The sequence below is a fragment of the Paenibacillus sp. MMO-177 genome (assembly GCF_037147795.1).
Lineage (GTDB): Bacteria > Bacillota > Bacilli > Paenibacillales > Paenibacillaceae > Pristimantibacillus.
This window is the reverse complement of sequence record NZ_JBBCUR010000013.1, coordinates 1-20,584: the sequence shown is the minus strand read 5'-3', so window position 1 is coordinate 20,584 and position 20,584 is coordinate 1. Positions and strand designations below refer to the sequence as shown.

The window sequence follows — 20,584 nt, the reverse complement described above, 5'->3', positions numbered from 1 at the left end:
CGAAGCTTGTCGGCAATGCGAATTTTCTGATCCGTTTGCTCATATAGGGTGGATCTCCAAAAATTCGAGGGTACGGACGTTAATATCCTCGGTTATCATAAGGCCGCTTTTCGCCAGCCGTTCCGCAGTCTCATCGGTCTGGGCCGCAAAGTAGGACAAGTCTTTGTGCATGGAGATTTCTACTTCATTCATCACAACGTCCATGCTTGTCTTATTCGAGAACCAGTAGAGAGCGATAATCGGAATGAGCAGCAAAACGATGATGCCGACTATTTTTGTAAACGTATTCAATCGCAGCGACATGATTGTCCGTCTCCCCGCATCAAAGTGAATGAAAACAAAAAATCCGGGTATCGTTCTAAAATCATTGGCGCAGACTTGGCGATTCCCCGATTGCTATACTTACTATACATCATGATGAAACGCTGTCAATCGACAAATAGAATCGCGGAAAGGACAATGGGGATGGGGACAACGACAAAGGCGATAGCCGGCAATGAGGTCTTGCGACAGGAGACCGACAAATCAAAATCGAGAGGATTTCTGAAGAGGACATGGCCGCTTCATATCATGCTGCTTCCGGCGGTAATCCTGCAATTTATATTCGTGTACGTGCCTCTCGGAGGATTGGTTATCGCTTTTCAAGACTACAAACCGTACGATGGCATTTTCCATTCCAAGTGGGTAGGGCTTGAGCATTTCAAATTTATGTTCGATTATCCGGACATTAAGCAGGTTATTACGAACACGGCGCTGATCGCCGGACTAAAAATTATTTGCGGCATTATCGTGCCGTTTGTGTTTGCTCTTTTGCTAAACGAAGTCAGCTTTAATCCTTTCAAGCGTACGGTGCAGACGCTGGTCTATCTGCCTTACTTTATCTCCTGGGTATTCCTGGGGGGGATCCTGAATGACATGCTGGCGTCGGACGGGATTATTAACTCGGTGCTTCATAACTGGTTTGGCGTGAAGGAGTCCATTCTGTTCCTGGGCGACGGGAACTGGTTCCGGTTTGTCGTTGTGCTTAGCGATGTCTGGCAGCAATTCGGGTACGGCACAATCGTGTACCTCGCGGCGTTGGCGGGCGTGAATCCGGCACTCTACGAAGCAGCGGAAGTAGACGGCGCGACCCGCTGGAAGCAGACCTGGCATGTAACGATTCCATCGCTTCTGCCGATCGTAATCGTAGTGGGGACGCTGGCGCTTGGCAATATACTGAACGCGGGCTTTGACCAGATCTTCAACTTGTATAACCCGCTTGTCTACAGCAAAGGCGACATTATAGACACGTTCGTGTACCGCACGGGTATTCTGAACGGGCAGTACAGCTTGGCCACGGCCGTAGGTATTTTCAAATCGCTGATCGGTTTTGTGCTCATTATCGTCGGTTACAAGCTCGCCCAAAAATATGCGGATTATAAAATCTTCTAGAAAGGGGGACCTGCGCACATGTATCAAAAGACATTCGGTTATCGGGCTTTCTCGATATTCAACTATTTAATCCTGGCTCTTGCGGGCCTGTTGTGTATTATACCTATCATTCATATACTCGCGATCAGCTTTAGTGCCAGCGCTCCCGCGAATGCGCATCTGGTCGGCATGTGGCCGGTGGATTTCAATACCGAATCGTATACGAAAACAATGAACAATCCGAACTTCCTCCGGGCGTTCTGGATCTCGATCGGGCGTACGGCGCTTGGCGCATCCATTACACTGGCCGTTATCACGCTTGGCGGTTATGCGCTGTCGAAGGATACGACCGCTTTTAAGGCCCGCACTCGGTACGCTTGGTATTTCGTATTTACGATGTGGTTCAGCGGCGGTATAGTACCTCTTTACATCGTCATTCGCAATCTTCATATGATGAATACGATTTGGGCGCTTGTTCTTCCGGGCTCCGTTGCCGTATTCAACATGATTCTCCTGATGAACTTCTTCCGCGCCACGCCAAAGGAGCTGGAGGAAGCGGCCTTTATCGACGGAGCGGGACATTTCTCGATTCTGTTCCGGGTCTATCTGCCTCTGGCTATGCCGGCGATTGCTACCATGTCGCTCTTTACGATCGTTGGCAACTGGAATGCGTGGTTTGACGCTTTGCTCTATATTAACGACTACCGCAACTATCCGCTTGCAACCTTCCTGCAGACGATTATCGTACAGCAGGACTTCAGCAAGCTGAACCCGGACGTGAATGAGCTGAAGAACATTTCCCAGCGTACGGTGAAGGCGGCTCAAATCTTTATCGGGATGCTCCCGGTTCTGGTTGTGTATCCGTTCCTGCAGCGGTTTTTCGTCAAAGGGATTGTTCTTGGCGCGGTAAAAGAGTAGAAATTAAGAAGATAACAAAATGGCATGTTACTCAAAATTATGGTATTTCTATCAGTAATAACCAAGACTATAGTATTACTTGAGAGTGAATAAAGCGCTCTCATGCTATAATAATCATTTTACGGGGGGAAAAAAATGCGTAATTCAATGAAAAAGCTTATGCTCGTTTCGTTGACTGGCGTGCTTGCGGCAAGCCTTGCGGCATGCGGATCAAACAACAATAATAACGGCAACAAGCCGTCTAACGACCCTGCGGCAACGAACTCCGGCAACGCGGCGGCAACAAACAATGCAGGCTCGGACAACGCGGGCAGCGGTGTGGACGAGACGGGCTGGGACGGCAAGAAATACGTAGAGCCGATCACTCTGACAACGGTGAAAGGCGTAGGTACGAACTACTTCTTCAAAACGGGCGAAACGATGGAAAACAACGTTTTGCAAAAGTATATGAAAGACAACCTTGGCATCGATGTGAAATACGACTGGGTTGTAACGGATACAAACGACGCTTACAAAACGAAGCTTCGCCTGATGCTCTCCTCCGGCGAGAAAATGCCTGACGTTATTACGTACCGCGGCGATATGGAAACCGTTAATATGCTGATTGATTCCGGTCAATTCATGTCAGTTAACGAGCTGTTCGACAAGTATGCCGGCGACGAGTACAAAAAAGCGGCGGCGCTGAACCCCGATACCTTCCTTCCGGTAACGCGCGACGGCGAGAAAATGGCGCTTCCGGTTCTTGATTATGCTTACAACGACGATATGGTGCTGTGGCTGCGTCAGGACTGGATGGATAAATTGGGTCTTCAAGCTCCAAAAACGGTTGCAGACCTGGAAGCCATCATGGATGCATTCACCAACAAAGATCCGGACGGCAACGGCAAGCCGGATACATTCGGTATGGCACTCGGCTTCAAAAACGGCTTCCTGAACTGGATGACGGACGTAAGCTGGCTGTTCGGCGCTTACGGCACAATGCCAGGCCAATGGAACAAAGCGGCTGACGGCACCTTGACATACGGATCCGTGGATCCGGCTGCCAAGCAAGCTCTGGCAACGCTGAAAAACTGGATGGATAAAGGCTGGATCTCGAAGGACTCCGGTCTGAAGGATGACACTTCAGGCTCCGAATTCTTCACGAAAGGTCAAGCGGGCGCAATCGTAGGACGTAACTGGCTGCCGGACTGGCCGTTTGGCGATCTGATCAACAACGTTCCCGGCGCGAAATATAAAGCTTATCCGATCCCTGCCGGTCCAGACGGTAAAATCGGCGCCCAAAGCGGCAACCCGTCCGTTAACGGCTGGATGCTGATCAACAAAAAGGCGGCTCATCCTGAAGCGCTGCTCCGCTACTACAACTTCTTCTTCGATAACTGGGCGAACCCGCAAAAAGGCAGCGAGTTCGAAAACGGCTTCGCGGAAGGCTACGACTGGGCTAAATTGCCGGACGGCACGATCACGAAGGATCCGCAAAAATATCCGGACCTGTTCCCGAACTATGCGGACCGCACGCATCTCGTAGAGCCAATCTACTACTCGCTGACATTCGAAGGCGCTCGTCAACCGGCTCTGTATGCAGACACTATGATTAAGCTGTATAACGGCGAAGCTCCAACAACGCCATACGAAGAGCAGACAAAAGCTGTTCGTAAACCGGAAAACCTGGAAGCGATGAAGATTGTTATGGATCAAAAAGATATCCGCATGAAAAACTACTTCCAAGGTCCTCTGACGGAAACGATGAAGTCCAAAAACGAATTGCTGAACAAGCTGGTTAACGAATCGTACTCCAAAATCATCTACGGTCAAGCACCGCTAGATTCGTTCGATACCATGGTAGAGAACTGGAAAAAATCCGGCGGCGACCAAGTAACGAAGGAAGTTAACGATTGGTACGCTTCGGCTTCGAAGTAAGCTAGCAACAGGATAAGGAACGCCATATTTACGCCAGGCGTTCCTTTTCTTTTGCCGGTTATCCTTTTTTGAAAATAATGAAAACGTTTACAACTAGAACAGTCACCCTGGTCATCTTGCTCGAGAGGGGAAAACAGTGTTGACTAGAAAAAGAACGAGAAGGTTATTGTCGTTAGTGATGTCGGTCGTTATTGTCTTAGGCTATGTGCCGTCTGCCGTATTTGCGGCTTCGGATCCGGCTGCGGCAGCCACTAATGCTGCCGCGCCGGATGTTGCGGGGCATTGGGCTTCGCAGCAGATAACGGATTGGACATCCAAGGGCCTCGTTAACAGCTATCCGGACGGAACGTTTAAGCCGGAGCAAGGCATTACGCGCGCGGAATTTACGAAACTGATTAACAGCTTGTTTGGTTTTACGGCAAAAGGAGAGAACAGCTTCTCGGATGTAGTGGCAAACGCGTGGTATGCCGATCCGGTGTCGATCGGGAAGAAAGCAGGCTTTATTAACGGCTATCCGGATGGAACCTTTAAACCAAATACGCCAATTACAAGACAAGAGGCGGCAAAAATGGCTGCAGGACTGTTCAGATTGCCGCCAGTAACAGGCGCTGATCCGCTTGTAGCGTTTAATGATAAAGCGCAAGTTGGCGCATTTGCGGTAGAGCCGCTGGGCCAATTGGTAAGCGGGGGTTATTTGAAGGGCTTCCCGGACGGGACGGTTCAGCCGCTTAAGTCGATTACGCGTGCGGAAGCGGTTGTTCTGTTAAGCCGCCTTGCAGGCGAAGTGTATGTGAAGGCGCAAACGTACAAGGATCAGAAGCTGGCAGGCAACGGGCTGGTGAACCTTGACGGCGTAACGATCGAAAATTCGGCGATTGGCGGAAATCTTTACTTGACCGCAGGGATTGGCGAAGGCGATTTTACGCTGAAAAACACGGAAGTAAAAGGAACCATCTATATCAGCGGCGGCGGCGTGCATAGTATTCACCTGAATAATGTTCAGACGCCGAATATCGTTGTTGATAAGAAGGAAGGTCCGGTCCGCGTCGTTGTTGACGGCTCGGAGGTCGGAACGATGGATTTGAATTCCGATACGGTACTGGAAACGAAAAATTCGGATATCGGCCATTTGAACAACCAAACGGATGGTTCTACCTTAAACGGCAATAAGCTTAACAAAGGCAAGTCGCAAGTAGATAGTCAAAATGGCGGCGGCAGCGGCGGAAGTGCAAGTCCATCGCCATCTTCATCGCCAACTCCAAGTCCGGACGAGTGGGAGCTCGTATGGAGCGATGAGTTCGACGGAAAAGGCAGCAACCTTGATACCAATGGCGTAAACCTCGACAAGTGGGGGTATCAGCTTGGCACGGGTTCGCAATACGGCCTTGACGGCTGGGGCAACAACGAGCAACAAAGCTATGAAGCGGATAATGTGAAGGTAGAAGACGGCAAGCTTGTGATTACGGCTCAAAAAGAAGCAAACGGCAATAACAAGCCTTATACATCAGGCCGCATTTTCACTCAGAATACGTTCACCAAAGCCTATGGCAAGTTTGAAGCGAAGCTGAAGCTGCCGAAGGGGCAAGGCTTCTGGCCAGCGTTCTGGATGATGCCGGCAACAAGCGAATACGGCACATGGGCGTCCTCCGGCGAGATCGATATTATGGAAGCGGTCGGCAGACTGCCGGGCGAAGTTTCCGGAACGATCCATTACGGCAAAGCAGCTCCGGGAAACCGTTATACGGGCAACAAATATAACTTCCCTAACGGAACGGATTTTAGCGGCGAGCATGTGTATGCCGTTGAATGGGAGCCGGGCGAAATCCGTTGGCTGGTAGACGGAGTTGTCTATCAAACGCAGAACAATTGGAACAGCTGGGGCATTGACCAACCGGCCAAATATGCTTATCCGGCGCCTTTTGATAAGCCGTTCTATATGATTTTGAACCTGGCGGTTGGCGGTAACTTCGACGGCGGCAAGATGCCGCTGGACGACAACGCCCGGACGATGGAAGTTGATTATGTCCGCGTCTACGATAAGAAAGGCGGGTATGGGGCGGAAGGCCTTGAAGAGCCAAAGGTTGAACAAGAGGCGCTGCCTGCTAATCATAAACCGGCCATTGACGGCAACTACGTGCATGATGTCCATTTCGCGAATGGCTTTAAGACCGTAGCAACGGACACAGATACGCTCGATCCGGAAAAATGGAACTTCGTGCATGTCCCTACTTATAACGGCAATGGCTCCATCGGAACCGACGTTATTGGCGGCAAAACGTATGCCAAAGCGGACATTACAGCCGGAGGCTCGCAGGACTATTCCGTGCAGCTGATTCAGAACGTTACCGTAGGCAAAGGCAGATACTACAAGCTTTCCTTTGATGCCAAATCCAGCACGAACCGGACAATGTCAGCCAAGATCGGCGGCGGCGCCGACCGCGGCTGGGCAACGTATTCCGACGTCTTGTCGGCAAGCTTGACCGATGAATTCAAGACGTACAGCATGACGTTCCAGATGGCTGCCGATACGGATGTTCTGGCTCGCCTGGAGCTAAATATCGGCCTGAACACCAACCCGGTCTGGATCGGCAACGTGAAGCTGGAGGAAGTGGACGCACCGGATCCGTATAACGAGGATGCGGCGAAAGAGCCGATTGGCGGCAACCATATATACAACGGTACCTTTGATCTTGGACGTCTGGACCGCCTGACTTATTGGCATTTCAATACATCGGACGGTGCGGCGGCAACGGCCTCCGTTAATCCGGAAGACCGCGAATTCAAGGCGAATATTACAAGCGGCGGAACAGGCGCTTCTTCCATTACCCTGCTGCAAAAAGGCGTCAACTTGATCCCGAACAACGATTATCAAGTGAAATTTAAAGCAAGCGCAGCCTCCGGCCGTACGATTAAGGTTGGCATTCAGAAGCAGGACGGCACGAATGTGGTCGACCCCATTGAGGTAAACCTGACTAGCGAATCCGCTGTGCAAACGGTGAACTTCAACTCCGCGGCAGCCGCCGACGACAAAGCGATTCTCGTCTTTATGCTTGGCGGCAGCGATGCGGATGTCACCATTGATAATGTGGCGATGACCCGTCTGACCAACAATGGCATCGGCGATTTGCCGCTCTCCGAGCAGTTCCCGCTGAAGAATGGAGACTTCTCGAACGGCAAAGCATCGTGGAACCTGCACGTGCAAGGCTTTTATGACGGCTGGGATAAAGTGACCGGCTATAACGAAGAAGCAGGAAGCATGAAGGTTAACGTAAGCAGCGTTGGCAACAATCCTTGGGATGTCATGCTGATGCAAAACAATTTCAGTCTGCATAAGGACAACACGTATGTCGTATCCGTTGATCTCAAATCCTCGGCTCCACGCGACGCTGAAATTGTCATCGATAATGCTACGGACCGTCTGCTCTCGAAGATGGTTCATTTGACGGCAGACTATCAGACCTTTACGTATGAGCTGCCCGTTACTACAGATACGTTAGCTTCCTTTAAAGTGCTGCTCGGCAAGCAAGCAACAAATCCGGCAGGCGCGCATGATGTCTACGCGGACAATGTACGCGTGGAAATCAAAGGCGCCCGCGAGAAAGCCTTCCTATTAAAGAACGGTTACTTCACGGACGGCGAAGCGAACTGGTCGAAACATATCCAAGGCGTATATGACGGCACTTCGAAGGCAACGTTTGATTTTACGGGCGGCAGGGCAAAGATCAATATCGAGAATGTAGGCGCCAATCCTTGGGATGTGATGCTCTTCCAAGAGCCGCTTCCGGTGAAGAAGGATAATACCTATATCGTAACTTTTGATGCAAGATCTACAATGGCCAAAACCATTGAGGTTATTGCGGAGAACGGCACTTATACCCGTTATATGAATCAAAAATTAACGCTAGGCGAAACAACGAAGAGCTACTCCTTCGAGTTTACGATGCCTAAGGATGATACGGTAGGCTTGAAGTTCCTCCTAGGCAAGAATGGCGATGCATTGGCCGCTCATGACGTCTTGATCGACAACGTCCGCTTCGAGCGGAAAGGCGCCAAGGAAGCATTGGGAGAAAAGGTATCGCTTGCAAATGATATCCGACTCCCTTCCGCTCCAATCGTTACGCCTGATGTAACGGACAACAGCCTGGGCAAGGACATTACGCTGACCTTTGCATCCCAGTCAGGCTGGAGCAGTTCAATTAAGGCCATCACAGTGGACGGAAAAGCTCTTGCGGCAGAAGATTACACGGTGGGAGCAAACAGCATTACGATTAAAGCAAGCGCATTTGCAACGGCAGGCGATCACGTTATCGTTATTGCGGCATCCGGTTACGAGCTGGGTCAAGTGACGCAAACCATTGAAGGGCAGCAAATGTGGAGCCTGGTTTGGTCTGACGAGTTTAACGGAAATGCTGCTAATCCCGATACCAACGGCGTCGACTTGACGAAATGGGGCTATCAGGAGGGCAACGGCTCCGAATATGGCGTTGCGGACTGGGGCAATAACGAGCAGCAATACTACCGCAAGCAAAATATTGCCGTTGATCCGGAAACAGGCAACCTGGTTATTACCGCGAAAAAAGAGACGTTTAACGGCAAGCCGTATACGTCCGGCCGTCTCTGGACCAGCCATACGTTTACGAAAGCCTACGGCAAATTCGAGGCCCGGATGAAGCTGCCGGAAGGAACAGGCCTTTGGCCGGCCTTCTGGATGATGCCGAGTGACAGCGAATACGGCGGCTGGGCGGCCTCCGGCGAGATCGATATTATGGAGGCGAGAGGCCGTCTGCCGCATGAAGTCGGCGGAACGATCCATTACGGCAAGAACGCACCGAACAATAAAGCAACGGGTGCGGCGTACACCTTCCCTGAAGGCGAATCGATCTCCGGCTATCATACCTACTCGGTAGAGTGGGAGCCGGGCGAGATCCGCTGGTATGTGGACGGCAATCTTTATCAGGCGGTTAACAACTGGAACAGCTGGGGAGCCGATCAGCCGGATAAATACGCTTATCCTGCGCCGTTTGATAAACCGTTCTATATTATCCTGAACCTGGCCGTTGGCGGTCAATTTGACGGCAATCGTCTTCCGGCCGACAGCAATCTGCCAGCCCAAATGGAAGTGGATTATGTTCGCGCCTACGAACTGACGGGCCGTCCTTACCGTACGCCGGTAGAACCGGATTCGAAGGACGAGATTCCGGCTAATGCGAAAGCGATTGTCGATCAGGACTTCGAGCATGGCCTGACCGATATTGCGGATTCCACGCAGACGCTTGACGCGAACTACTGGAACTTCCTGCATACGCCGGACTTTGGCGGGGCAGGCTCTGCTGTCGTTGATACCATAGGCGACGATAAGTTCGCCAAAGTATCGATTACCAGCGGCGGCAACCAGAATTACGCTCTGCAATTGATTCAGTATGCAACCATTACGAAAGGCCATGCTTACAAAATCAGCTTTGACGCCAAAGCATCGGCTCCAAGAAACATCAGTCTGAAGGTAGGCGGCGATGCGGATAACGGCTGGGGCGCTTATTCGGATAATTTCGATGCCGCGCTGACAACCAATCTGAAGCATTATGAAAACCGCTTCCTGATGAATAACGATACCGACCTTGCCGCGCGGCTTGAGCTTAATCTTGGCCTCAATACCAATACGGTATGGATCGGCAATATCAAGATCGAAGAGGTTGACGCGGTATCCGAGCAAAACGGGGCGAAAGCGCCGCTTGGCAACGGCCAGCATGTGTACAACGGCAATTTCGATCTTGGATCGATGGACCGCATGACTTATTGGAACTTTGAAACTTCAGGCGACGCGAATGCTTCGGCTTCGGTTGACCCTGAAGCAAGACAACTCGAAGCAGCCATCGCAAACGGCGGAGACCGCCCTTCGGACATTACGCTGACGCAAAAAGGAATCAATCTGCTGCAAAACGATTCCTATCAGCTGAACTTCAAGGCTTCTGCGGAATCGGGGCGTTCCATTAAGGTTTCATTCGTAAGCAAAGACGGCCATACGGTCTATGCTTCGAAGGACTTTGCCATCGGCACGGCAATGGGCAATCAGGAGTTCGCTTTTACGATGCTGGTTGGCGTAACGGATGAGGAAGGGCAGCTTGTCTTTGGACTAGGCGGCAATGACGCGGATGTTGCAATCGACAACGTCTCCCTGATTCGCACGACGAATAACAACTTCGACTTCACGGGCGTGGATCTGTTCCCGCTGAAGAACGGCGATTTCTTCGCCGGCCTTCTGAACTGGGAGCAAAATACGCAGGATGGCGGAGCTGCGCAATTTTCCGCGGAGAATGGCGCCGCGAAAATCAATGTCACCAGCCTGGGCAACCAGCCTTACAGCAATATGCTGATTCAAGGCGGCATGAGCTTCAAGAAGGGCTTAACCTATACGCTGGAGTTTGACGTAAAAGCCTCCGTGGCACGCGACCTGCAGGCGACATTGGAAAATGCCTCGTACGTCCGGAGATTTGATTCCGGCGCGCAAGCGGTTGGCACGGACTGGACGCATATGAAGTTTACGGTTCGTCCTACAGCCGACGAGCTGCTTGCTCTTAAGATCATGCTCGGCAAAACACCGGGTGGAGCAGTTGGTACCGTATGGATCGACAACGTTGTGCTAGAAGTGGAAAATGCGCCGGTGAAGCGTCCGCCAACGATGGTAGCGGACAGCACGGATAATCTCGCTGGCCAAGAGATCACGATTCCTTTTGCGGATGATGCTGCCTGGAGAGGCGCTATTACATCGGTATCCGTAAATGGTGCGGCTCTTAAGGCTTCGCAATACACCGTTGCAGCAGGTACGTTGACGCTTCATGCGGACGTCTTCTCCGTTGACGGCAACTACCAGGTGAAGGTAGCTGCCACCGGATACGGCGATACTGTTCTGACGCAGCAAGTTTTCTCCGGAGATGGCAACCTCGTATTGAACGGCAGCTTTACGAACGGTACGGCTAACTGGGAATCGTGGAAAGGAGCCGATGACTACTCTTCGATTTCGGTAGAGGACGAGAAGGTGGCAATCCAAATCAACTATAACGGCGGTTTGGATCCTCAATGGAGCGTTCCGTATACGTGGTCCACGCAGTTCATGCAATCCGGCATCAAGCTGAAAGCCGGCAAAACGTATGAATTAAGCTTTAAAGCCTGGTCGACCGTTAACCGCCCGATTCTGGTCGAACTGACAGGTTACAGCGGCAATCAGCAGGTGCTGTTCAATCTTACAGGAGACTCTTCTACGGTCTACACGAAAGTATTAAAGCCAACCGCCGACATGACGCTGACGGTGAAATACTTGCTTGGTAACGTGATTAGCGGGGACATCACAACACCATCCGGCGAGCATACGATTTATATCGATGAAGTAGCCGTCCGCGAGAAGGTGTCCCCGCCAACGGTGGCAGCGGATTCGACGGATAATAAGCTGACCTATCCGATCGAACTGACCTTTACGGATAATGCAGCTTGGAGAAGCGCGATTACGGGCATTACGATTGACGGGGCGTCCGTGAATACAGGCCAATATACGGTTGCAGCAGGCAAAATCACGCTTGACGCATCCCTGTTCCCATCGATCAAGACGTATTCGATCGCCATCCTGGCTAATGGTTATGCGGCAGCGGAAGTGTCGCAGGAAGTGAAGACCAATGCGAAGAACATCGCGCTTGGCAGCACCGCAACCGCATCGACGAACAATCAGCCTGCGTCTAACGCGATTGACGGCAAGGCCGGAACAAGATGGGAGAGCGCTGCACAGGACCCGCAGTGGATCTCGCTTGATCTGAAGAAGCTTTACAAGCTGGACAGCATAACGCTGAGCTGGGAAGGGGCTTACGGCAAGACGTATACGGTTCAAGTCTCTTCGGCGGAAACGCCGGGCGATAACGACTGGACCACCATCTTTACCGAGCCTTCCGGCAACGGCGGTATCGACAATATTACGCTGCACGGCGAAGAAGCACGCCATGTGCGGATCTACGGTACGGCAAGAGGCACGCAATGGGGCTACTCGTTATGGGAGGTTGAAGTATACGGCAATCCGTCGAATCCCGATCCGGTATTGCCGCTTGGCCCAGCCTTGACAGCGGATTCGACCAATAATAAGGTTGGCAATAGCATTGACCTTGCCTTTACCGGCGATTCCGCATGGGAAAGCACAATTACGGCCGTTAAAGTAAACAACGCCGCTCTTGCGGCCAGCCAGTACACGGTTGCGGCAGGCAAAATCACGCTGAACTCAACCGTATTCGCTGCGGCAGGCAGCTATACGATTACGGTAACGGCAGCCGGTTACGCGGACAATGAAGTAACGCAAGCCATCGCGGCGGATGTGAACCTCGCTCTTGGCAAGACGGCGGTTGCTTCCTCCGTACAAGGCGCATTCCTGGCGGCTGAAGCTACAGACGGCGATCCCGGCACAAGATGGGGAGCGGATTGGACAACAAACACGGATAACCATCCGGAGTGGATTTATGTGGATCTTGGTGCCGTAGAGTCCTTCAGCAAGCTTGTTCTGAACTGGGAGGGAGCTTACGGCAAGTCGTTAGACATTCAAGTGGCTCAACCGGGTGCGGATCTGACGGATAACGCGAGCTGGACGACGGTTCATACGATTGACGGGCAGTCCCTTAGCGGAGCAGGCCTGAAGCAGACGATTAACCTGGCTGCTCCTGCGCAAGGTCAATATGTACGAATCTACGTAACGGAGAAGGGCTTTGCTCCATACGGTCCTTCGTTATACGAGATCGAGATCTATAACAGCTGATAAGTTGCTAGAGCTAAGACCCCGCAAATTGCGGGGTTTTAGCTTTTTTATGCGGCGCAAGGGTGCGCGCAAGTGGAGCAATAAGATCCTGGCAGGGTCTTATCAGCAGTGCGATCAGTGGAAAAGGTGAGCATAAGACCCTCGTAGGGTCTTATCTGCATAACAGACCGTAGGCAAATGCCTGTTGAGGTGGCCCGCCCACGCAATTAAGCCCTGTCAGGGCCTTATTTGAAGAGCGATCAGTGAAAAAGGTGAGATAAGGCCCTGGCAGGGTCTTATCTGCATAACAGACCGTAGGCAAATGCCTGATGATGCGGCGCTGCAACGCGATAAGACCCTGGCAGGGTCTTATCAGAAGAGAGAGAAGTGGAAATGGCGAGCTTAAGACCCTCGGAGGGTCTTATCTGCATATCAGGGCGGCTAAGTGTGTGTGCTTATGCATGGAATAGATAAAAAAAGCTGTCCCCACAGTGCGGGGACAGCTTTTTTTATCTATTAAAGTTTCGAGAAGGCATGCTCCGCTGCTGCAAGAGTAGTCTCGATATCTTCTTTGGTATGGGCAGTGGTCAGGAACCACGCTTCATATTTGGAAGGGGCCAGGTTGATGCCCTGCTCCAGCATAAGCTTGAAGAAGCGGCCGAATATCTCACCATTGGTATCCTGCGCTTCATCATAGTTGGTCACCGGATGGTTGCAGAAGTGGGTCGAGAACGAACCTCGGATCTGGTTGACCGTCAGCGGAATGCCGTGCTTCGCTGCCGAAACGCGCAGACCGTCTGAGAGCGTTGTCGCCAGATCGTTCATGCGGTCATAGACGCCTGCTTCCTGAAGCACCTCGAGGCATGCGATTCCGGCGGAGATGGAAGCGGGATTACCCGCCATGGTTCCTGCCTGATAGGCTGGGCCCAGCGGAGCAACCTGCTCCATAATCTCCTTGCGGCCGCCATAAGCGCCAATCGGGAGTCCGCCGCCGATGATTTTGCCAAGTGCGGTAAGATCCGGTTCAATGGCTTTGAAATCGGGGAACACATTAAACGTCTGCGTAGTGCCGTAGTGGAAGCGGAACGCCGTAATAACCTCGTCATAAATAACAAGAGCGCCGGCTTCGCGAGTCATTTTGCAGAGGCCTTCCAGGAATCCCTGCTTCGGCATAACCATGCCAAAGTTGCCGACAATCGGCTCCACCATAACGGCGGCCGTATCGTCGCCCCAGCGCTCCAGCGCTTCCTTCAGCGCATCCAGATCATTAAACTGCACTGTAATCACTTCATGAGCAATGCTTGTCGGGATTCCGGCGCTGTCCGGAATGCCAAGCGTAGAAGGGCCGGAGCCTGCCGCAACCAGAACCAAATCGGAATGACCGTGGTAGCAGCCGGCGAACTTGATGATTTTATTGCGCTTCGTGAACGCGCGCGCAACCCGGATGGTTGTCATGACGGCCTCGGTACCGGAGTTAACGAAGCGGACTTTATCCAAAGAAGGAATCGCTTCCTTCAGCATGCGGACCATCTGGATTTCAAGCTCGGTAGGCGTACCGTACAAAGTTCCGTTCTGAGCTGCCCGGACAATCGCTTCGGTAATATGAGGATGGGCATGTCCCGTAATGATCGGACCGTAAGCCGCCAAATAATCGATATAGCGGTTATCGTCAACATCATAGAAGTAGGCGCCTTCCGCGCGCTTCATAAACACCGGCGCACCGCCGCCAACCGCTTTGTAAGAGCGGGACGGGCTGTTGACACCTCCAACGATATGCTGCAGCGCTTCCTCGTAAAGCGCCTCTGAACGTTTGCGTTGCATAGACATGAAAGAAATCCTCCGTAGTTCGTAATATGTAAGCCGTTTGCGTGCGCAAGCAGCCTGAATGAAGAAAAATCGACACTTCCCATTATCGCGCAGTCGGAGCAAAAAGCAAAGTCATGCTGCGCGCCAGTGTTACGCGAAGCTTTTAATCACATAAATGACTCGAACGTTTAAAGATTAACCACGGGTAGATACTACGTTGAATTTTATACAGCAGAATGTAACTCAAAAAAGCATTGTGCTTCGCTTCATTGGATTTCCTCCAATGAAATTGTCCTGTAATGTGAGGAAAGACAGGTTTTGAGTTTATTTAATTGGAACGAATCCAACGTAAAGTAACACCTTATTAAATTCGAGGTGATTTTGCTGTGCAAAATCCAGCGTCGCGGGGAAAGGATGGTCCTTGCCAAAATACCTTCCGATCCGGCAAATCATCTCTGTTGAGCAGGAAACGTATAGTCTCACGAATCATCTCTGTTGCTCAAGAAAAAGGACCTTACCATTTCGCCAGCCAGCCAGCGAGTGAGTGATAAGATCCTTTTTTATCTAACTTCTATTTATAAAGCTAACTCCCTTTATCTATATCCCTATTGTGTTGTGCTACTATTAGTAGTAGTGGTATCCGTTCCGTTCTCGGCGCCCGGTGATGGGGATGGCGTGGTCTCTGTATCGTCCTTCGCCAGTGTCTCTTGAACCGTTGCTTTCAGTTCATCCAGGTCTTTGACGCCTATTACGGCTGCGCCGCCTACATGCTCTTCGGCGATCTGGTCCATTGGAGGAACCTGCTGTGTGCCTGCCAAGTGGGAATCTACGCCCAGCTGGCCTAGCTTCAGCATATCGGTAACCTGGAGGTTCGTCTCGATGTAAGGCGATACGCTGTCCAGAATCTTTTTCATCTGGACGATGTTCCAGCCCGATTTAAGCTTGTCGGCTACAGCGCCTAAAAATTCGCGTTGGCGCTCGGTACGGGTGAAGTCGCTCATCGCGTCGTGGCGGAAGCGAACGTATTGCAGGGCTTTGTCGCCGTCCAGCAGCTGGTAGCCTTTTTTCAGATCGATATCATATTTATTTTTGTCGGCATTGTCTGTATAATGCATGTCCTTCTCAACGTCGAAGTATACGCCGCCGATCGAGTCGACTAAGGCTTTGAATCCTTCAAAATCCGTGTACACATAATATTGAATGTCGAGACCAAGCAGGTCGCCAACGGTCTTCATGGCCAGCTGCGGACCGCCAAGCGTAATGGCCGTGTTGATCCGGCCTTTGCCGTGACCCTCGATATCAACGTAAGTGTCTCGGAGGACGGAGAATAGATGCGCTTTTTTCGTAACCGGGTCAAATGATGCAATCATGATTGAATCGGACCGCGGCACCTGATTTTCTTCCAAACCGCGGGCGTCGCCGCCGAGAAGCAGAATATTGACGCGTTCCTTGCCCTCCCATTTCGGAGGCGCCTCAGCAGTGGTGTTGTTTTCGAATTGGCCAAACCGGGAATCTTCTTTGTTCTTGCTGAAATTGTCTAACGAATTATATACGCCGGTACCCCAGTAAACCAGGCCAGCGATGGCAATAACTATAACTACGAGAAAACCGCTAAGTACCCATTTCCAAGGTTTTCTTTTCTTTTTAGCTTTTGTAGCCATGACTGTAGTAGTGCTCCTTTCAGCAACTCATCCTGCAAAAGTGTGTAAACCCAAATCAGACAGGCGAACCATCGCTCCCGAATCGATGATGCCTGCCATTTACGCACAACAATAACTAATGTAATATTACATATCATAAAATTATAAAGCGGAACGATAGATAGACGCAAGTTTTATCGTTTCCCTTGGAAAAAACTCATAATTCCCCGGGAAATGTCGACCGTTCATAACGGAGAGGAGATTATTCGAGCTTATGCTGGCGATTGATGTCAAAGATCTGCGAAAGCAGTTTAAAGTACAAAAGAACAGAGAAGGGCTGTCCGGCGCGCTGAAAGACCTGTTCAAACGGGAATACAACGAGGTTACAGCCGTTAAAGATATATCGTTCCAAATTCCGCAAGGAGAAATTTGCGGTTATATCGGCGAGAATGGCGCAGGCAAATCGACTACGATTAAAATGCTGACCGGCATTCTGGTACCGACATCCGGACAACTAAAGGTGAACGGATATGTTCCCTACAAAGAACGCGAAAAATTTGTCGGAGGGATTGGCGTTGTTTTCGGCCAGCGCTCCCAGCTTTGGTGGGATATCGGTGTTATTGAGTCTTTCCAGTTGCTGCGCAAAGTATATCGGGTATCCGAGCAGGATTTCCGCAAAAGACTGGACAACCTCGTAGAACGCCTCGATCTTGGCGATCTGCTGAACCGTCCTGTCCGCAAGCTGAGCCTCGGGCAACGGATGCGCTGCGAGCTTGTTGCCTCGCTGCTCCATAATCCGTCCATCCTGTTCCTCGATGAGCCAACTATCGGTCTGGATATCGTGGTGAAGACGGAAATCCGCGAGTTTCTGAAGGATCTGAACCGCGAAGAGGGGACCACGATTCTGCTTACGACTCATGACCTTCAAGATATCGAAGCCTTGTGTTCGCGTGTCATTATGCTGGATGACGGCCGGATTATTTACGACGGCGGACTGGAGGAGCTGAAAAACCGCTGGAGCAAAGGACGCGAGATCCAGTTCCAATTCGGCACGCCAACGTCGCTTGCGAAGCTGCAGCTGCTTACGGCAGGACTGGATGTCACCTGGACGATGAACGAGCAGGGCGCCTCGATGTGGCTGCCTCATACGATTAACGTATCGGATGCGCTTGGCGTAGTCGTAGGCGGAGCGGATATCCGGGATATCAAAATCCTCGAGACCAACACCGACGATATCGTGCGCGAAATTTATCGCTCCGGTTCAGCGTCGGCATCTGCCGCCGCAACGCTGCTGGAAGCCGAGTCTCCAAAGCAGGAGGCCGAGGCGGAGCCTGAGAAGGAGACTTCTCTCCGATGATGAGCGCTTACGTAGATTTTATTCGAATCCGGTTTCTGACCATGCTGGCTTACCGCGTTAATTATTATAGCGGTATCATTATTTATGCGATTAATATTGGAGCGTATTACTTCCTCTGGAAAGCGATTTTCGGCTCGGCCGAGACGCTTCAAGGCTTTACGCTTGCTCAAATGACGACGTATATTGCCGTGTCGTGGATGGCGCGCGCCTTTTATTTCAATAACCTGGACCGCGAGATTGCCAATGATATCCGGGACGGCAGTATCGCCATGCAGCTGATCCGGCCGTATTCCTATTTGCTCGTCAAAATGATGCAGGGACTTGGCGAAGGCTTGTTCCGCCTGATCCTCTTTATGGGTCCCGGACTTGTTATCGTCTGTCTGCTGTTCCCGGTCAAGCTGCCGAAGGATCCGGCCATATGGATTGTTTATTTCATTATGCTGCTGTTCAGCTTGTTCATTAACTCGCAGCTTAATATTTTGACCGGCCTTGCGGCCTTCTTCGTGGAAAATAACGAGGGAATGATGCGGATGAAGCGGGTGCTTGTCGACCTGTTCTCCGGCGTTCTTATACCAATCGCTTTTTTCCCCGGCTGGCTGAAGGGGACGATGGAATGGCTGCCCTTCCAGGCGATTACGTATTTGCCAAGCGCCGTGTTTACCGGGCGTACCCCGATGAGCGAAGCTTGGGGAGTTCTGGGAATTCAGGCGTTGTGGTTCGCTATTTTGCTTGTGCCCATTATGTTTACTTGGCGTGCGGCCCGCAAGCGGCTGTTCGTGCAAGGAGGTTGATCGGTTATGCTGTATGCAACGTTATTCTGGGAATACATTAAAAACTACGCCAAAACCCGTCTGACCTACCGCGCCGACTTCTGGGTAGAGGTTCTGTCCGACTTGATGTTCCAAGGGATGAACCTCGTCTTCATCCTTGTCGTGTTCCAGCATACGCCTTCGCTTGGCGGCTGGTCGGAGTCGGAGGTTATTTTCGTATACGGCTTCTTTATGATTCCGTACGGAATCTTCTCCACCTTCTTCGGGATGTGGAACTTCAGCGAGCGTTATATTGTAAAAGGGGAGATGGACCGCATCCTGACGCGTCCGGCCCACAACCTGTTTCAAGTGCTGCTCGAAAACGTGGATCCGCCGTCCCTGATTGGCTCCGTGGTAGGGGCGGTTATCATGGCTGTCTGCTGGAATGATCTTGGACTGGCGTTCCATTGGTATTATGTCTTGATTATGCTGCTGTTCGTGCTTGGCGCCGTGCTTGTGTATGGCGGGATCTATACGGCGCTGTCGGCGATATCGTTCTTCTCGGATGCGCCGACTGGCATCGTACCGCTTATTTACAACGTACAGAACTATGGCCGTTATCCGGTCAACATTTATAACAAAACGATTCGGTTCGTCCTGACCTGGCTGCTTCCGTTTGCCTTTGTAGGCGTTATTCCGGCATCGTACTTCCTGGAGAAAAAGGCGGATGACCTGTCTCAGCTGGCCTGGTTTACGCCGGTTATGGGCGTTATCGTGTTCGGGCTGGGGCTGGCGCTGTGGAATCATGGCGTCAAGCGGTATCGCGGCGCGGGCTCGTAGGCCAAGCAGGTTAAGGCAGGTATTGGAGGTTTAGTGGTTTATGAGTTCGATAGAAGTAGGCAAAAAAGCGCCGGATTTCAAGCTGCCGGCATCAAACGGCGAGACGGTGAAGCTAAGCGATTACCGGGGGAAAAAGGTTGTCCTCTATTTCTACCCGAAGGACAATACGCCTACCTGCACGCAGCAGGCTTGCGATTTCCGCGATGCGTATCCCGCTATGGCGGACAGTAATACGGTCGTGCTTGGCATCAGCCCGGATCCGGTCAAGTCGCATGAGAAGTTTATCGGCAAGCAAAGCCTGCCGTTCTTGCTCCTGTCCGACGAGAATCACAAGGTATGCGAGAAGTACGGCGTATGGCAGATGAAAAAGCTGTACGGCCGCGAGTACATGGGCGTTGTCCGCTCCACCTTCCTCATTAATGAGAAAGGCAAGCTTGTCCGCGAGTGGCGCGGCGTAAAGATCAAAGGCCATGTCCAGCAGGTTGCGGACGAGGCCGCAAAGCTTTAACGATTGGAAGACGGGTCCTAAGGGGCCCGTCTTTTTTTGTGTGCGCGAGGCGCCTTCATGGCGTTTGGCTTGGTGGCCGGCGGTAGGCGGAAAAACAGTGTTTCAGACGTATAACCTCTCACCAACTCCATACTGCCGCCACTTCCCTTGCTGTAACACGGAAAAACCGACTTGCGGAAGGCGGAGTGGTTGTGCTGAGGGAGAAAGCAGCTAAATAAGAGGAAAAAACCGTGCTGCAGCGGATGTGGTGGAATGGCGAGAGGTGAAAGGGAGCAAATAAGAGGAAAAAACCGTGTTGCAGCGAGTGTGGTGGAATGGCGAGAGGTGAAAGGGAGCAAATAAGAGGAAAAAACCGTGCTGCAGCGGATGTGGTGGAATGGCGAGAGGTGAAAGGGAGCGAATAAGAGGAAAAAACCGTGCTGCAGCGAGTGTGGTGGAATGGCGAGAGGTGAAAGGGAGCAAATAAGAGGAGAAAACCGTGCTGCAGCGGATGTGGTGGAATGGCGAGAGTTGAAAGGGAGCGAATAAGAGGAAAAAACCGTGCTGCAGCGGATGTGGTGGAATGGAGAGAGGTGAAAGGGAGCAAATAAGAGGAAAAAACCGTGCTGCAGCGGATGTGGTGGAATGGCGAGAGTTGAAAGGGAGCGAATAAGAGGAAAAAACCGTGCTGCAGTGAGT

12 protein-coding genes are annotated in these 20,584 nt (G+C 51.6%); 8 read left to right on the top strand and 4 right to left on the bottom strand.

The window, feature by feature from the left end; translation table 11 throughout:
* Positions 1–39: 39 nt before the first annotated feature.
* Positions 40–303: a hypothetical protein gene (locus WFK81_RS27025; RefSeq protein WP_336790090.1), complete on the bottom strand. Its 264-nt coding sequence runs from the start codon at positions 301–303 to the stop codon at positions 40–42.
* A 162-nt stretch (positions 304–465) separates the two neighbouring features.
* Between WFK81_RS27025 and WFK81_RS27020 the strand changes: the two genes are divergently transcribed.
* From WFK81_RS27020 to WFK81_RS27005, 4 genes are all read left to right on the top strand, one after another.
* Positions 466–1,431 (top strand): ABC transporter permease, encoded by a 966-nt coding sequence (locus WFK81_RS27020; protein WP_373312760.1) that lies wholly within the window; start codon positions 466–468, stop codon positions 1,429–1,431.
* 18 nt (positions 1,432–1,449) lie between these two features.
* On the top strand, positions 1,450–2,328 hold the full coding sequence (locus tag WFK81_RS27015; RefSeq protein WP_336790088.1) for a carbohydrate ABC transporter permease: 879 nt from the start codon (positions 1,450–1,452) through the stop codon (positions 2,326–2,328).
* A 135-nt stretch (positions 2,329–2,463) separates the two neighbouring features.
* The gene (locus WFK81_RS27010; protein ID WP_336790086.1) at positions 2,464–4,245 is read left to right on the top strand and encodes an extracellular solute-binding protein; all 1,782 of its coding nucleotides are present in this window, start codon (positions 2,464–2,466) and stop codon (positions 4,243–4,245) included.
* A gap of 136 nt (positions 4,246–4,381) precedes the next feature.
* Complete coding sequence (locus tag WFK81_RS27005) at positions 4,382–13,027, top strand: hemoblobin-interacting domain-containing protein (RefSeq protein WP_336790084.1); 8,646 nt, start codon at positions 4,382–4,384, stop codon at positions 13,025–13,027.
* A 495-nt stretch (positions 13,028–13,522) separates the two neighbouring features.
* Here WFK81_RS27005 and WFK81_RS27000 read toward each other — a convergent pair whose 3' ends face one another.
* Complete coding sequence (locus WFK81_RS27000; protein ID WP_336790082.1) at positions 13,523–14,833, bottom strand: glutamate-1-semialdehyde 2,1-aminomutase; 1,311 nt, start codon at positions 14,831–14,833, stop codon at positions 13,523–13,525.
* Between the two features lie 584 nt (positions 14,834–15,417).
* Positions 15,418–16,473 (bottom strand): LCP family protein, encoded by a 1,056-nt coding sequence (locus WFK81_RS26995; RefSeq protein WP_336790080.1) that lies wholly within the window; start codon positions 16,471–16,473, stop codon positions 15,418–15,420.
* A 253-nt stretch (positions 16,474–16,726) separates the two neighbouring features.
* Between WFK81_RS26995 and WFK81_RS26990 the strand changes: the two genes are divergently transcribed.
* The 4 genes from WFK81_RS26990 to bcp are packed head-to-tail and all read left to right on the top strand — an operon-like array spanning position 16,727 to position 19,906.
* Complete coding sequence (locus WFK81_RS26990; protein WP_336790079.1) at positions 16,727–17,809, top strand: ABC transporter ATP-binding protein; 1,083 nt, start codon at positions 16,727–16,729, stop codon at positions 17,807–17,809.
* Positions 17,806–18,600, top strand: a complete 795-nt coding sequence (locus WFK81_RS26985; RefSeq protein ID WP_336790077.1) for an ABC transporter permease — start codon at positions 17,806–17,808, stop codon at positions 18,598–18,600. The genes WFK81_RS26990 and WFK81_RS26985 overlap by 4 nt, the downstream gene beginning before the upstream one ends.
* Positions 18,601–18,606: 6 nt before the next feature.
* Positions 18,607–19,398, top strand: coding sequence for an ABC transporter permease (locus WFK81_RS26980; RefSeq protein ID WP_336790075.1), 792 nt, complete (start codon positions 18,607–18,609; stop codon positions 19,396–19,398).
* A 40-nt stretch (positions 19,399–19,438) separates the two neighbouring features.
* A complete protein-coding gene (gene bcp / locus WFK81_RS26975; RefSeq protein WP_336790073.1) occupies positions 19,439–19,906 on the top strand; it encodes a thioredoxin-dependent thiol peroxidase in 468 nt (155 codons plus the stop codon).
* 17 nt (positions 19,907–19,923) lie between these two features.
* Here bcp and WFK81_RS26970 read toward each other — a convergent pair.
* The coding region (locus WFK81_RS26970) for a hypothetical protein (protein WP_336790071.1) at positions 19,924–20,584 on the bottom strand (661 nt) is incomplete at its 5' end.